Genomic DNA, 16,293 nt, shown 5'->3' on the forward strand with positions numbered 1-16,293 from the left:
GCAAATTTTTATAAAAGTTTAGCTAAAATCAATCCAAATCAATATAGTCATTTTTTAAATGGGTGGTTAAATAGAATAAAAAATAGTTAAATTTATAAAAAACTATTGACATTTATCATAAAATCTTAAAAGCTCTAAAACTTCATCTTGATATTTTTTAAAACCATTTTTAGAAATTTCTAAATTTGAAATTTCATATGCATGTTCAAATTCTAAATCACTAAAAATCTCTTGTTTGTCTTTTAGAAAAATAAATAAATTTTCACCACTAAAAACATAACTAACCTTTACACTATAATTTAACTTATTTCTAGTTTTCAATAAAGAATTTATTAAATTTGGGCTTAAAAACCCCCTTGTTTTTAACTCATTTTTAGAATAAACTTTAAACGCATCATCAAATGCAATATCATCAAATTTAATACGGCTAATTTTAGACTTTGTATTAAACGAATTATCAAGCACGAAAACTGGCTCTTTTAAATCAAGATTTACCTCACATGATAAAACAATACCACTAAAATTAAAGTAATTTGCTACTAAAGAATATGCATTTATAATATCACCAATTATGCTATTAGAAGTGTAAAATCTATATAAGTTTTTGCTTTTTGGCTTTAAATCTGAAATTTTAAAATTTAACCCTTTGTAAATGCCAGAAATTTCATCCTCATTTGTCATTTTTGAGCTTTTATAAATGTCAATTTTGTCAAAATCATCTTTTTTAAACCCACCTTTTGGCTCGTAGTTTAGTCCAATTTCATTAAGTGCAAATTTTATAAATTTATCTTTATAAATGCCAATAAATTTACTTTTATAAAAATTTTCAATCATTAAAAAAATGCAGCCTACAAAGCAAAGTAGAATAAATAAAATATACCAAATATTTTTATCTATAAAAAAATATGAAATCCCCCATAATGTACCTGATAGAATTAATAAATTTGTAGCTATTTTTATTCTTTTAAGATAAAATTTATGTGAGTTTTTAATTTCTTTTAGCATTTTTTCCACTGAATTTCCTTTAAATTTATAAACTAAACTCTACCTAAAATCATATAAAAAATTGTGCTAATTGCAATGCTTAAAAGTGCATTTTTAAATATAATTTGCATAATTAAACACACTAAAACTGATAAAATTTCAACTGCGTAGTATGAGTTTGAATGAGTTTTTTTAAAGCATAAAAAACCAAAATTACCATTACAAATAAAGCACTATTTTTTTTTAAATAAATTAAAGTTTTATTTTGTGATTTATTTTTTAAGAAAAAATATGGCAAAGCTCTAGTTAAAAATGTAGCAACCCCTGCTACAAGCATAACACATAAAAGTAACCAAAATGAACTATTTGCATCTATTTTTAAATTTACAATATCACTCATTAATGAAATTGTATAAGAGTGACGTAAATTTAAAAGAAATGTTGCTATAAAAACTTCAGATAAATTTGTCCCAGCACTAAGAAAAGCTACTAATAAAAACTGCCCGCTCCCAGCATAAACAAAAAACTAAAAAGCACTAACACTCTAGCATCAATATCGCAGCTAACACCCAAAATCGCATATGCAATATTGAGGGAATATATCCAAACACAACAGGTAGAGTAAGCTTAAAAATATCTTTGTTTTTCATTTTTTTCACCAAAATTTTATAAATTTGTAATTTTAGCATAATTTTCCTTAAAAATATATTTTATTTAAGTTATTTTTAATAAAATTTCGGTATAATTAATTCCTTTATTGCTACAAACTACGAAGGAGTTTCTCACATGGCATCAAACGCAAAAAAAACACTTACTGCAAAACAATCTTTAGAAGAAGTAGAAGAACTTTTTAAAGAAAATGAAAAAGGATATGTAACATATGAAAAACTTATTAAACTTTTTGATAAAAGCCCAACACAAGCAAATACTAAAAAAATAGAGTCTTTAGCTAAAAAATATAAAGTTACTTTAAAAACCTCAGCTGAAGTTGCGGAAATAAAAAATATCGAAGATGCCAAAAAAAAGGCACTAAAAGCTAAAAAATATATAGAAGAAAATTTAGATGAAGAATTTGATATAACAAATGAAACAGAACTTTTAGAATGGGGGAGAAGTGAAAATCCAGTAAGAATGTATTTAAGAGAAATGGGGCAAATTTCACTTCTAACAAAAGAGGAAGAGATTGAAATAAGCAAGCAAATAGAACTTGGTGAAGATATTATAATAGATGCCTTTTGCTCGGTTCCATATTTAATAGATTTTATACTTGACTATAAAATTCCTTTGATAAATCGCGAAAGAAGAGTAAAAGAACTATTTAAGAATTTTGATGAAGATAATAACGAAGAAGATGATATAGAAGATGAGGATTTTGAAGAAAGTGAAGAAGATAAAAACTCAAATAGAGAAAAAAGAAACGATAAAAGAGCTATAAGAGTTACAGAAAGCTTTAAAGCACTAGAAAAAGCCAAAAAAGACTGGCTTAAATATGCAGAAAAAAACGAGGATATTATAAAAGAAGGTGAAGATATGCTTTACGCAAAACTTAGCCTCACTTTTAAAAAGAAAATTTTAAAAGAAAAACTTATGGATCTAGGCCCTACAAGCAAGCTTATCAATGAGATAGTTAAACAGATGGAAACTGCTTTAAAAAGTGACGATCATTTCGAAAAAGAACTCAAAAGACTCGAATATAGACTCCCTCTTTTTAGTAAAGAACTTAAAGAAAATCATGCTAAAATTTTAAAAGATATCACAAAATTAAGTAAAGATGAAATAACTGAAAGAGTTCCTGAAGCAACTATGGTTTCTACATATGTCGATATCAAAAAGCTTTTTCAAACAAAAGAGGCTAGTAAAGATAGTTTTGATATGGACCCAAAAAGACTAGAAGTTATTTTGGAACAAATTAAAAGAGGTAAAAATATTTCAGATCGAGCAAAAGGTAAAATGGCAAGATCAAATTTAAGACTTGTTGTAAGTATAGCTAAGCGATACACCAATCGTGGACTTCCATTTTTAGATCTCATACAAGAGGGAAATATTGGATTGATGAAAGCAGTTGATAAATTTGAGTATAAAAAAGGTTATAAATTTTCTACATATGCAACTTGGTGGATAAGACAAGCTATCTCAAGAGCAATTGCTGATCAAGCAAGAACTATAAGAATTCCTATACATATGATAGAAACAATCAATAGAATAAATAAGATAAATAGAAAATATATCCAAGAAGAAGGAAAAGAAGCAGACATTAATGTAATTGCTGAAGAAATTGGCATGAGCGTAGATAAAGTAAAGCAAGTTATTAAAATAACTAAAGAACCAATAAGCCTTGAAGCACCAATTGGAAATGAAGATGATGGAAAATTTGGTGATTTTGTAGAAGATAAAAACTCGCCTTCACCTATAGATAATGTGCTTAATGATGATTTAAAAGAACAAATCGATGCAGTTTTAGAGCAACTAAATGAAAGAGAAAGAACTGTTATTAGAATGCGTTTTGGGTTATTAGATGATGAAAGCGATAGAACATTAGAAGAAATTGGAAAAGCGCTTAATATAACAAGAGAAAGAGTTCGCCAAATAGAAAGTTCGGCGATAAAAAAACTAAAACATCCAAAAATTGGAAGAGATCTTAAGAATTATATAGAAATGAACTTTTTGAAAAATTAAATATATCTAAAAATATAAATGGCTCTTTTAAAATAAAAACAAACATTTTAAAGAGCCATATTTTACTAATGATGATTTTTTTATAAAAATATTTAAATTTTCTATAAAAAATGTCAAGATAATTTATTTTTACTTTTTAATTAACATTTTAATATAAATAAAAAATTTTAATGCACCGAAATTTTTTTAAAAAAGACCCAAATTTAGCAGTATTATTAACAAGCAAAATAAATGCACTACTCTATCCAATATATGAAAAAATATTAAAAATTTTAACGAACAATAATCAATTAATATAATTTATAAATAGCTTTAAAAATCATAGATTTTATTAATAATTTTTTTTGAATAAAATTAATAAAATAACTCTATATTTAAAAAGTTATTTTGCAAGATAAAATTAAAATAATTATAATTTTAAGCAACCACAAGAATAAAAAATTATTTTGAAAAACTTTAAATTTAGAACATCACAAAAATATTAAATAAAATGGAACTTAAAATTCCATTTTATTTTTTACTGTATTATATGGGCTACATAACCTGTTTCTTTATATATGGTGATAATGCCATTTTTATTTCCACCGTCACTTATTGTTATATTGCAATCATTTTGTAAAAGTCCATTTACTCCAACCTCGCCTGAAAAATCAGAATAAGGTCTTCCTATCTCATCAAATATTATGTTGTTTCCACATGTAGAAATTATATTTGTTATGCCATACTTTGCACCTAGATTTAGCTCAGGTGATTCTGTTGGATTTAAGTCTTTACCTGGTGCTTGTGGATTTTTAGCATTTGTACTTCCTGAAGTTATTGAGTAGCTATTATTATTGAAAGTTATTTTCCATCTATTTCTATACCAATTAGAATCTCTAGGATCATATTTATTATCTAGCATCGCAAGATGCTGTGTATATCTTACATGTGAAGCTACTTGATTAGTTGCCTCAACTAAAGTATCTCTATCCACTCTAGGTATCACAGCAACTGCCAAAATACCAACAACAACTATTATCATAATAAGTTCAATCATTGTAAAAGCTTTTTTATAACATTTCATAAAAATCTACCTTTTATATAAATATTTAAAATTATATCATATTTTTATAAAAACTTAAATAAAAAATCTATTCTGTCATACATGTTGCATATCCAGTTTATACACATATTGTAATAATAACTCTCTACTAGTACTTAAAACTTATAGTAGAATCATCGTTTAATGTGTTAACACAAATTCTTCATAGGTCATTTATTATAATTATCAGTAGTAACGACTTTTTTCATTAATCTTCCTATTTTATTAAATAAAACTAACTTAATTTTTAAACTTTATAAGTTATCTTTATTACTCATGATTGCACAAGATACTGCATGATCTTATGTATAAAACTATTTAATTTACTGCTTCAAGCATCAAGGTGTCTCTGTATATTTTTGGTATAACTTTAACAGATAAGCTTCAAACAAACACTATTATAATGATAGGCTAAATAATAGAAAAAGTTTTTGCAGAACATACATAAAATAAACTTCTATGTAATCTTATATATTATCAAAAAATATAAAACTCTGCTTTTAAGACTCCCATATTCTTTATTTTTACAGTATACTTTGGATTTGAGATTGCCTCATTAGATAAAATAAGATAACTTGAACCTCTTTCTATGCCATAGAATTTAAGCCTTAAAGCAAGCTCATCATCAAAAACTACAATTTTGGTTAAATCTAATTTTTTTAATTCTTTTGCAAGCTCTTTTGCTATATCATATTTATAAATAAAATGTTTTTGTGGATTATTTTTAAAAAATAAAAAATACTGAAATTGATTAAAAACAAGAAATAAAGATGAAAAAGCCAAGCTAAAACCTAAAAATAAAGCCAAAATATTATATTTTTTTCTAAATTTTGGAATCCTAACTCTATAAGAATTAAAAAAAACTCTAATAATTAATGGCACTCCTATAACGCAGTATGGTAAAAACTCCTCTAGTTCAACCTTTTGCCTAAGGGATAGTATAAGACTTGTACAAAAAGAGGTTATAACTATAAACCAAAGGATATTTTTTTCCTCTTTTACCCAAATCCTATAAACACAGTAAATAAAAAATAAAAATAATAGTGGTGAAAACACGGCTGCGTAGACACCAATTGTATCTAAAAAATAGCTTTTAGGCTTTCCGCTTATATTAAAATCATAAAAAACAAAAGTTAAAATAAAAAGTAAAAAAGAAGGTATAAAAAGTTTTTTCTCATTGTTATAAAGTCCATAAAAAAATACCCCTAAATACAATATATTGAAATATTTATCTATAAAGACTGAAATAATTAAAATAAAAATAGCTTCATTTATTTTTTTAAGCTCAAATAAATACAAAAATAAAAGTGTAAAAAATATAGAAATGCCTGCCATATTTACTAAAATTGCACTCGCCATAACTCCTGGCAAAAACATATATGAAACTACACAAAACAGCCTATCAATCTTTCTTTTTAAAAACTTTTTTGATAACTTATAAAGCAAGATAGAATTTGCTAAACTAATCACTAAAAAAGGTAACCTCATAGCATAGTCATTTTGTCCAAAAATTTTACAAGATAAATTTATAATTAAACTTACTATGTTTGTATCATTATAAAAAATCTTTGCCTCATAGTAACTTATACTTAAATTAGAAATCGCATATAGCAATAAAATAGCATTTATTATAAAAATAAAGGCAAATAAAAAATTTTCACTCTTATAAATTTGATTAAAATTTCTCAATTTAAACTCTTTTTAAGTAATATTGAAAAAATCAAAGATATAAAAAGCATAAAACTCATAAAAAATAAAAATCCGCCCCAGCCAGAATTTGTGTAGATAAACCCTGGTAAAAAGCTACCAATAGATCCGCCAAGGTAATAAAAACTTACATAAAGTCCATTTGCAATTCCTTTATGATTTAGATTTATTAAATTTATATACCCAGAGCCGCAAGTGTGCGATAAAAAGTTACCAAAACATATAACAAGCATAGCAAAAAACATAATATAAAAATTATGTGTATGAAGCAAAAATGTTCCTACGATAAATATCACTACACCACAAATCATACTATTTTTACTACCATTTAAAATTTTATTAATTTTAGAAATATTAAATGATATTATAAGTCCTATAAGCCAACCTATATACATAATTCCTGTTTTTGAACCGCTATAACTTCCATCCATTTTAACAAGCTCAAATGGTAAAAAATTAAGTACACCTTGAAAAGAGAAAAATATAAAAAATATATATAAACAAATAAATGCATTTTCTTTTATTAAAAACATATTTTTTATATCACTTATTTTTGGTTTAATTAAGTTTGAGCCTTTATCACTGCTAATTTTTGTAACTAAAAACGATGCAATTAAAAGCAATATTCCAATTACAATAAAAAAAACTCTCCAATTTCCAAAAATATCGTTAAATAATCCAGATAAAAATCTACCCAAAAATCCACCTAAAATAGTTATTCCTATATAAATACCTATATTTTTACCAACAGAACTTTTTGGCGAGTTTATGGAAATATAACTCATTATCCCAGTCAAAGCAGCTGGAGCTATAAGTCCTTGGAGTCCTCTAATCATCAAAAGAGCTAAATAACTTGATGAAATTGCAAAAGCAATTTCTAAAATACCAAATATTAAAAAAGCAAAAATAAGTATCTTTTTAATAGCGAATTTCTCTAAAATATATCCGTAAAAAATACTTGCAAAAGCAAGAGGAGTTAAAATAGAAGTAGTAAAAAGAGAGGCTTGAAATTTAGAGATATTTAAAATCTCTTCAAATAATGGCTGCAATGGTTGGGTGGCATACATGACACAAAGTGTTAATATAGCACACAAATACATCACAAAAAGCTCAAATTTACTCACTTAAAATCCTTAAATTTAACTCCAAATTTTAAAATTCAAATTTTTGATTCAAAGGTGTCATTTTCCCAAAAAAACTCTATCCATTCATTAGCTTCTTTTACTGTGAAATCAGGCTTTATCAAAGCTCTTTCCTTAAAAAATAAAGTAGCTATTTTAAACTCAATCTTTGGGTATTTTTTGCTTAAAACCTTATGAATTTCAACCATACTTTCACCGCTATCTATCATATCATCAACTAAAACTACTCTTTTATAACTACTTAAATCAGGCACGTTAAAAATTTCAACCTCATCAAGCTTTTTTGTGTTATCATAATGAACTGAATTTAGTGCAAATAAATTTCTGCTTTTGAAAATTGTTGCTAAAAAATGTCCAGCTGTTAACCCCCCTCTTGCAATTGCAACAAAAGCATCTGGCTTAAAATTTTGATCAATTTTTTTTGCTAAATCTCTTATATCTTTATCAAATTCTTCATAACTATAATAAACCATATTTTTTCCTATTTTATAATAAATGACAACAAGCTAATAAAAGCAAGAGTTAAAATTCCAATATTTATAGGCTCTCTCTTTACCAACTTTACAAAAAAGTAAGCCACAAATCCAAATGCCAAACCTGTTGTTATAGAATAAGTTAAAGGCATTAATATGACTATAAAAAACGTCGCAACCGCTGTAGCTTGGTCGCTAAAATCTATTTTTGATAATTCACTAAACATTAAAACCCCAACCATAACCAATACTGGATAAATAGCATTTGGTGGAATTGCTTTAAAAAGTGGCAACATGAATAAAGTTAAAATAAAAAACATTCCAGTAAATACCGCAGTCAAACCAGTTCTTCCACCTTCTTCCACTCCACTTGCACTTTCAGCAAAAGCTGTTGTTGTACTTGTTCCTAAAAATGAACTTGTAGTTGAACCAAGAGCATCAACCACCAAAGTTTTTTCAAATTTTTTCATACCATCCTTATCATCAAAAAGTCTTGCTCTGTTTCCAACACCTGAAAGTGTTCCAAGTGAGTCAAAAAGCTGAGTTATAAAAAATGTAATTATTGCTGGAAGTAAAGCTAAGCTTAAAGCACTTTTCACATCAAGCTCTAAAAATATAGGAGTAATAGAACTTGGAAGTGAAAAAAAGCTAGTTGGATAAGGTGAAATTTTAAAAACCCAAGCAATTATTGAGGTTGTTAAAACAGCTATTATAAAGGCTCCTTTTACTCTTAATGCCCAAAAGCAAATTACCATTAATAGTCCTAAAAGACCAATTAAAGTATTTGTGTCGTGGAAATCACCTAAAGTCACAAGCGTTGCATCACTATGAACTATTATACCCATTTGCTTAAGTCCAACAAAACTTATAAAAGCCCCTATTCCAGCACTAATTGCAAGTCTTAAATCTTTTGGAATGCTTTTTAAAATCCAAACTCTAAACTGAGTAAAAGATAAAATTAAAAATATAAATCCACTTATAAAAACAACTCCCAAAGCTGTTTGCCAAGGAATTTTCATACCTAAAACAAGCCCAAAAGTAAAATAAGCATTAAGCCCCATTCCAACACTCATTGCAATTGGCGTATTTGCAATAATCCCATTTAAAACGGTTGCAAAAATTGTTATTAAAGCTGTTGCTGTAATGAGCGCTTCCATAGGCATTCCAGCATTACTCATAATTATTGCATTTACAGGAACTATATACATCATAGTTAAAAAAGTTGTAAATCCAGCACTAAACTCAGTTTTAACACTAGTTTGATTTTCTTTTAGTTTGAAAAAATCCATTAATAAACCTTTATTTCGTTATATAAACTATCCCTCTCAACAGGAATAAGCCCAGAGGTTTTAATAAGCTCTATAAAATCTCCAACTTGAGTGCCCTTATCACTACTTGCACCAGCACTACTTTGAATGCTTTCTTTTTCTATAGTGCCATCTAAATCATCACATCCAAACTCCTGCGCTACAAGTGCTAAATTTATAGTTGTTGTAGCCCAGTAAGATTTAATATGTTTAATATTATCAAGCATTAATCTTGAAATAGCAAATGTTTTTAAAATTTCAACCGATCCTAAAAACTCCTTTATTTTTAAATAATTATTATTCCTTTGATAAACAAGTGGAATAAATGCATTAAATCCACCTTTTTTGTTTTTAATAGCCTTATCTTGCACATCCCTAAGTCTTAACATATGATCAATTCTATTTGCTCTAGTTTCTAAATGCCCAAAAAGCATGGTTGCATTACTTTCATGCCCCATTTCATGCCAGATTTCATGTATTTTAAGCCACTCGTTGCTTTTTACCTTTCCATTGCAAATTTTTTTTCTAACCTCTTCATCAAATATTTCAGCTCCTCCACCAGGCATCGAATCAACACCGTAGCTAACCATTTTTTCTAAAACTTCTTCATAGCTAAAACCATTTTTTCTAGATAAAAAATCAACCTCAGCAGCTGTCATTGCCTTGATATGTAAAAAAGGATATTTTTCTTTTATTTTTTTAAAAATTTCTAAGTACCACTGCCAAGAAACATTTGGATTGTGAGCAGAGACGATATGAATTTCTTTTGTACCTCTTTTTACCGTTTCATCAACTATTTGCATAATCTCTTCATGACTCATAGTGTAAGCTTTATCATTTTTTCTATGAGATGAAAAAGCACAAAATAAACAAACATCAGCACATAAATTTGTGGGATTTATATGGCGATTTAAATTAAAATAAACTTTTTTGCCATTTATTTGCTCTCTTTTTTTATTAGCAAATTTTCCTAAAGTATAAAGATCAAAATCATAAAGCTTTAATCCATCTTCATATTCAAGCCTTATATCGTTTTCTAATTTTTCTAAAATTTCCATTTTTATCCTAAAAATAAAATTAAAGTCACATTATAAGCCTTTTGCACTTAAAAAAGCTTTTATTTTTATAAATTTATGAATTTTAAAGCTAAATTTACTAAATTTGCCTTTGTTAAACTTAAATTTGTATAATGCTTAGTTAAAGAATAAATATTTATTATACAAAAGGATAAATTTATGTGTGGTATAGTTGGCTATATTGGACAAAAAGAGAAAAAAAATATAATATTAAACGGACTAAAAGAGCTTGAATATAGAGGGTATGATAGTTCAGGAATGGCTATTATGGATGAAAATGGAAAGATTGATTGTTTTAAAGCTGTTGGAAAAATAAAAAATTTAGAAGAAAAAACTAAAAATTTTAGCTCAATAGGACAAGGTATAGCAATAGGCCATACAAGATGGGCAACTCATGGTAAACCAACTGAAATAAATGCTCACCCGCATTTTGGAGAATATAGTTTTGTAATCCATAATGGTATCATAGAAAACTATAAGGAATTAAAAGATGAACTTGAAAAAGATGGTATTAAATTTTTAAGTCAAACAGATACAGAAGTCATAGTTAAACTATTTGAAAAGATAAATCAAAAAGAAAGTGACCCATTTAAGGCTTTTAAAAAAACTATTTCAAGACTTATTGGGGCTTATGCGATACTTTTAATAACAAAAAAAGCAAACGGAAAAATATTTTTTGCAAAAAATGCAGTTCCTTTAATAGTTGGTAAAAATGATGATGGTGAAATATTTTTTAGCTCATCAGATTCACCATTAATAGGATTTTTAAAAGATGTTGCATACTTGGATGATAATACTTATGGCGTAGCTAAATTTAGTGATATTAAATTTTTTAAAGATGAAAATGAAATAAATCCTAGTAAAAAAACTCTTCCTAGCGATAGAAGTTTTGCTCAAAAAGAGGGTTTTAGATTTTTTATGGAAAAAGAAATTTATGAACAAAGCGTAGTTGCAACCGAGACACTAATGGGAAGAATAAAAAACAATCAAATTTATCTTGAAGAACTTGATAAAGAGCTTTTTAACAATATTGATGAGATTATAATGTGTGCTTGTGGAACAAGTTATCATGCAGCCATAACAGCAAGCTATTTATTTGAAAGAGTTGCGCAAATAAGAACAAAAGTTGAGGTTGCGAGTGAGTTTAGATACAAAGATCCAGTTTTAAGAAAAAACTCACTTTTTATAGTTATTTCTCAAAGTGGTGAGACAGCTGATACACTAGAGGCTTTAAAGATAGCTAAAGATGCTGGTCTTAAAACTCTTGCAATTTGCAATGTTGATAATAGTTCAATTGTTCGACTAGCTGATAATACTCTTTTAACAAGAGCTGGAATTGAAAAAGGAGTTGCCTCTACAAAGGCCTTTTCAACACAAGTTATAACACTTTGGCTCGTAGTTTTATATCTAGCAAATTTAAATAAAACAATAAGTCAAAATGAGTTCGAAAAAGAACTTAAAACTTTACTTAAAATTCCAAAAATTTTAGAAGTTCCATCTGATTTGCAAGAAAAACTTCACCGTTTAAGTAAACACTATCTTCATGGGCATGGCTTTTTCTTTATAGGAAGAGATGTTTTTTATCCACTTGCGCTTGAGGGGGCTTTAAAATTAAAGGAAATAAGTTATCTTCATGCGGAAGGTTACGCAAGCGGAGAGATGAAACATGGTCCAATTGCTCTTGTTGATGAAAAACTCTACACAATTGCTTTAATGCCTGAAAATATGCTTTATGAGAAAACAAGAAGTAATGTTGAAGAAATTGTTGCAAGAGATGGATTTGTATTTGCACTTAGTCCAAAAGAGTTTGATTTAAGTGATGATTTTATAAAAACAAGCAAACAAGATCACTATATGAGTGAATTTTTTGAAATGCTTGTAATACTTCAAATTTTTGCACTTGAAGTTGCTATAAGACTTGGAAACGATGTTGATATGCCTAGAAATTTAGCTAAAAGCGTAACTGTGGAATAAAAAGAGATAAATATGATTTTTAAAGATGACTTTATTTTTATTGAAAGAGAAATTTCTCAAATTCCTTGGATTAAAATTTTTACAAATGATGGTAAAAAAGAACTTAGTTTTTGTGACAAAAATACTATAAACAGACTTTTTGAGGCTGTTTTAATAAGTGAAAAAACCATGATAGAGTTTTATAAACCTAAAAAAATAAATATTGCTTCTTTTGCAAATTATGTTCCAAGAGTACATTTTCATGTAATGGCAAGATTTGAAAATGACGATTTTTTTCCAGAATCAATGTGGGGCAAAAAACAAAGGGGTTTAAAAATTGATTTTTGCAAAGATTTTGATTGTTTTTGTGAAAAATTGGCTAAAAATTTAAAAATTTACTCAGTCTAAAAATAAAAAATTACTATTTAATTATTTATTTAATCTATTTAATTAAAATATAGCAATTTTATTTTAAAAAGGATGGATATGAAAAAGTATTTATTTTCACTTGCGGCTTGTTCGCTTTTAACACTTAGCCTTGTAAATGCAAAGGAATACATAGTTGATACAGCCCACACAGATGTTGGGTTTAAAATAAAACATATGCAAATTAGCAACACAAAAGGAAATTTTGCTGATTTTAAAGGAGTTGTTGATTTTGACGAAAAAACTATGAAATTAAATAAGCTTGAAGCAACAATTCAAATAGCTTCAATTGATACAGGAAATGAAGGAAGAGATGAACATTTAAGAGATACTGACTTTTTTGATGCTAAAAAATTTCCTGAAATGAAATTTGTAATGACTGAGTTTAAATTTGATGATGATGAAAAAGATGAAGGTATTGTAAAAGGCGATTTAACAATAAAAGGTATTACAAAACCTATTGAGCTTGAATATGAATTTGGCGGTATATCAAAAGGAGATGTTGAAAAAATAGGCTTTAATCTAAGTGGAAAAATAGATAGAACTGAATTTGGTGTTGGCGAAAAAAGCCTTGCAATTGGAAACGAAGTAAAACTCGATATTGAAATTGAAGCTGACGCAAAATAATAAAAATTAAAAATCCAACTTAAACTCAAGTTGGATTTGAAAAATTATACATAATGTAAAACTGTAAAAAACTAATATAATTAATACTACATTTATGATTAAGACAATTTAATTACAGCATTAATGCAAATAAAATTTGCTATAATTACAACTTTAAGCTAACAAAATCCATAAAATAATTTTATTTAGCTTAAAGAAAATTTAAAAAAGGAAACAAAATTAAAGCTTTTAAAAATTTAATAATTTTATTTTTTTCATTCTCTTTTTTACTTTTAGGATATATGTTTTTTGAGTATAAAATAGATCAAAGTAATGAAAAAATAAAAAAATTTTTTGATTTTAATGCTGAACTTCTTTTAAATACCATAGAAGAAGAAAGGCTTAATGCCCTTGCACTATCTCTAATTCTTTCTCAAAATGATGATATAAAAAGTTGCTTAAAATATAAAAATAGACAAACCTGTGAAAAAAATCTAAAATTTTATATATCAATTTTACAAAATGTTCCTTTATATAAGGATATTTTAATTCACCTACACTCAGATGACTTAAAAAGCATAATTAGAAGCTGGGATGATCAAAAAAAAGGAGATGATTTAAAATATTTTAGACACACCATATATGAAACTAAACAAAATAAAACACCAACATCAGGAATAAAAATAGGAAAATGTGGAGTTTTTGTAAGAGGGGTTTCTCCTGTTTTCGCAGATAGTAATTTTTTAGGAAGCATTGAGGTTATGCTTGGCTTTAAGCATCTTTATAGTCTCTCAAAAAGACAAAAATATGATCTTTTAATCCTTATAAAGGATAACTATAAAATAGAATGTTTTAAAAAATCATATATAAAAATTCATGGTTTTAACATAATTGATAAAAATGATATAAATTTAAATATTTTACCTTTTTTAGACAAAATAGACTTTAAAAATCGAAATTTCATTAAATTTAAAAATGATTATTTTTACTCAAAAAAATTATATGATTTTAAAAATAATCATATTGGATATATCATAATGCACAAACATTCAAAATCAAAAATTAATGATATTTTTTAAATATTATCTAAAAGCTTTTCTTCATAGAGTGGAATCTTATAAGTAAAAATTGATCCTTTTTTAGGGATTGATTTAACATCATATAAAATATCATTTTTATTGCAAATTTTCATAACTATATTCAGCCCCAATCCGAATCCACCCTGTGATTGATTTTGTCTTGTATATCTTTGCCAAATAGTATCAACATCTTTTATTCCACATCCAAAATCCTCAATTATAAAAATGGCAAAACTATCATCACTTTTTAAATAAACATTTATTTTGCTAGTCTCATTTGAGTATTTGATAGCATTTGATAGGTTATTATCAATCAATCTTGTTGCTTCAATCTCACTTAAAAATACTTTTAAACTTGATGAAATTTCACTTATTATCTGTATCTTTTTATTATGGGCGATTGTACTTGAAAAACGAATTCTATTTTCTAAAAATTTAGAAAAATTTAAGACTTTTTTTGGAAATTTTATACGATCATTTTTTATAAAAAACTCAACATCTTCATAAGTTATTTTCATCTGTTTTAAAGCTGCTTTTATGCGATGTGTTTGTTTATTTCTAGTTTCTAAAATTTCTAAATTTATACTTGCAACACCAAGTGGAGTTTTAAGCTCATGCATAGCATCATTGAAAAATGTATTCATCATCTTTTTTTGCTCTAAATGTGGTTTTGTTATACTTACATAGACAAAATACATAACCAATGTACTAGCCATTATTGTTATTGTGAGCATAAAAAAAGCTAAAAAAATAATTCTTTTATAGTTAATTTCTTTGCTAATTATTAAAAAATAAAGTTCATCATCATAAAGAAAGAAATCTTTGTAAAATAAATTTTGTTTAAAATTCAGCTCATTAAAGTCAAAATTTGGCGGTAAAATAGTTAAATTTGAAAATACAATATTTAAATTTTTATCCAAAATTGCATATTTGTAAATCAAATTTGAACTAAAATTTATGGAGTTTATATCAGCTTTTACTTCGTTACTTTTTACCATTAAATCAAATAAATTATCTTTTTCAAGCTCTTTTTTTGCCAAATTTATAATTTGTAAACCTTGTAAAATAAACATAAAAGCAACTATAAAAGTGGCGATTAATGGTATTTTAATCGTTTTTAACATTTATTTTATATCCAAGCCCTCTTTTTGAAAGTATAAAACTTTTACTAGTTTTTTGGCGAATTTTCATAATATGCATTCTAATATCAACGCTTTCATAATCTTGCAAAATTTCATCTATCATCTCGCCAATACTCACAAAGCTATCTTTTTTCAAAATCAAATATTCTAAAATTTCATTTTCTTTTTGGCTTAAATTTATAATTTGATCTTTAAATTTAATATTTTTTGATGATGAGTTATAATAAAACTCATCATCTATTTTTATGATATTTTTATCATTTTTTAAATAGTATTTTCTCATAAGTTCATTTACTCTAAACTTAAGTTCAGCAATGTCAAATGGCTTTTTAAGATACTCATTACACCCCAAAGAATAGCCAATCTCCATATCATCAATATCTATTAAAGATGTCATTATCATAATAGGAGTATTTAAATTTAGGCTTTTTGCATATTTCATCACTTCGTGGCCTGAAATTTCAGGAACTTTAATGTCAAGTATCAAAAGATGATAAAAGTTATCTTTTATTTTATCACAAGCTTCTAAACCATTACTTGCCTCATCAACTTCATAGCCAAGACTTTCTAAATACTCAGCTATTGTTTTTCTATAACTATAATCATCCTCTAATAAAAGTATCTTCAAAAAAGTTCCTTTT

14 protein-coding genes and 1 pseudogene are annotated in these 16,293 nt (G+C 26.4%); 5 read left to right on the plus strand and 10 right to left on the minus strand.

Features of this window, described 5'->3' with window-relative positions:
- Positions 1-102 precede the first annotated feature (102 nt).
- Both O6B72_RS03500 and O6B72_RS03505 read right to left on the minus strand, forming a co-directional pair.
- A complete protein-coding gene (locus tag O6B72_RS03500; RefSeq protein WP_269492299.1) occupies positions 103-1,005 on the minus strand; it encodes a DUF3137 domain-containing protein in 903 nt (300 codons plus the stop codon).
- Positions 1,006-1,037: 32 nt separating this feature from the next.
- A pseudogene (locus O6B72_RS03505) lies at positions 1,038-1,495 on the minus strand (branched-chain amino acid transporter permease); the annotation flags it as partial.
- Positions 1,496-1,770: 275 nt separating this feature from the next.
- On the opposite strand from O6B72_RS03505, the gene rpoD reads away from it, so the two are divergent.
- The gene (gene rpoD / locus O6B72_RS03510) at positions 1,771-3,660 is read left to right on the plus strand and encodes an RNA polymerase sigma factor RpoD (RefSeq protein WP_269492230.1); all 1,890 of its coding nucleotides are present in this window, start codon (positions 1,771-1,773) and stop codon (positions 3,658-3,660) included.
- Positions 3,661-4,177: 517 nt separating this feature from the next.
- On the opposite strand, the gene O6B72_RS03515 is transcribed toward rpoD, so the two are convergent.
- The 6 genes from O6B72_RS03515 to mqnE all read right to left on the minus strand — a co-directional run bounded on the left by O6B72_RS03515 (position 4,178) and on the right by mqnE (position 10,428).
- On the minus strand, positions 4,178-4,723 hold the full coding sequence (locus O6B72_RS03515; protein WP_269492231.1) for a pilus assembly FimT family protein: 546 nt from the start codon (positions 4,721-4,723) through the stop codon (positions 4,178-4,180).
- Between the two features lie 495 nt (positions 4,724-5,218).
- Positions 5,219-6,430, minus strand: a complete 1,212-nt coding sequence (locus O6B72_RS03520; RefSeq protein ID WP_269492232.1) for a glycosyltransferase family 39 protein — start codon at positions 6,428-6,430, stop codon at positions 5,219-5,221.
- Positions 6,427-7,572: an MFS transporter gene (locus tag O6B72_RS03525; RefSeq protein ID WP_269487338.1), complete on the minus strand. Its 1,146-nt coding sequence runs from the start codon at positions 7,570-7,572 to the stop codon at positions 6,427-6,429. The genes O6B72_RS03520 and O6B72_RS03525 overlap by 4 nt, the downstream gene beginning before the upstream one ends.
- Before the next feature lie 35 nt (positions 7,573-7,607).
- Positions 7,608-8,063: a phosphoribosyltransferase gene (locus O6B72_RS03530; protein ID WP_018713667.1), complete on the minus strand. Its 456-nt coding sequence runs from the start codon at positions 8,061-8,063 to the stop codon at positions 7,608-7,610.
- A gap of 8 nt (positions 8,064-8,071) precedes the next feature.
- A complete protein-coding gene (locus O6B72_RS03535; protein WP_258298849.1) occupies positions 8,072-9,352 on the minus strand; it encodes an NCS2 family permease in 1,281 nt (426 codons plus the stop codon).
- Positions 9,352-10,428, minus strand: coding sequence for an aminofutalosine synthase MqnE (gene mqnE / locus O6B72_RS03540; protein ID WP_050335168.1), 1,077 nt, complete (start codon positions 10,426-10,428; stop codon positions 9,352-9,354). Before mqnE ends, O6B72_RS03535 begins: the two co-directional genes overlap by 1 nt.
- 177 nt (positions 10,429-10,605) lie before the next feature.
- Here mqnE and glmS point away from each other — a divergent pair, with 177 nt between their 5' ends.
- From glmS to O6B72_RS03560, 4 genes are all read left to right on the plus strand, one after another.
- On the plus strand, positions 10,606-12,420 hold the full coding sequence (gene glmS / locus O6B72_RS03545) for a glutamine--fructose-6-phosphate transaminase (isomerizing) (RefSeq protein ID WP_050335170.1): 1,815 nt from the start codon (positions 10,606-10,608) through the stop codon (positions 12,418-12,420).
- Positions 12,421-12,432: 12 nt separating this feature from the next.
- The gene (locus O6B72_RS03550; protein WP_024962548.1) at positions 12,433-12,807 is read left to right on the plus strand and encodes an HIT family protein; all 375 of its coding nucleotides are present in this window, start codon (positions 12,433-12,435) and stop codon (positions 12,805-12,807) included.
- Between the two features lie 78 nt (positions 12,808-12,885).
- Complete coding sequence (locus O6B72_RS03555; protein ID WP_269487336.1) at positions 12,886-13,452, plus strand: YceI family protein; 567 nt, start codon at positions 12,886-12,888, stop codon at positions 13,450-13,452.
- Positions 13,453-13,733: 281 nt separating this feature from the next.
- The gene (locus O6B72_RS03560) at positions 13,734-14,510 is read left to right on the plus strand and encodes a cache domain-containing protein (RefSeq protein WP_269492234.1); all 777 of its coding nucleotides are present in this window, start codon (positions 13,734-13,736) and stop codon (positions 14,508-14,510) included.
- On the opposite strand, the gene O6B72_RS03565 is transcribed toward O6B72_RS03560, so the two are convergent.
- Together O6B72_RS03565 and O6B72_RS03570 are read right to left on the minus strand one after the other, a co-directional pair.
- Entirely contained in the window at positions 14,507-15,634 is a 1,128-nt protein-coding gene (locus O6B72_RS03565) for a sensor histidine kinase (RefSeq protein WP_269492235.1), read from the minus strand. The genes O6B72_RS03560 and O6B72_RS03565 overlap by 4 nt on opposite strands.
- Positions 15,618-16,280, minus strand: coding sequence for a response regulator transcription factor (locus O6B72_RS03570; protein WP_018713658.1), 663 nt, complete (start codon positions 16,278-16,280; stop codon positions 15,618-15,620). Before O6B72_RS03570 ends, O6B72_RS03565 begins: the two co-directional genes overlap by 17 nt.
- Positions 16,281-16,293: the final 13 nt, after the last annotated feature.

Source organism: Campylobacter ureolyticus (assembly GCF_027277485.1).
Taxonomy (GTDB): Bacteria; Campylobacterota; Campylobacteria; order Campylobacterales; family Campylobacteraceae; genus Campylobacter_B; species Campylobacter_B ureolyticus_B.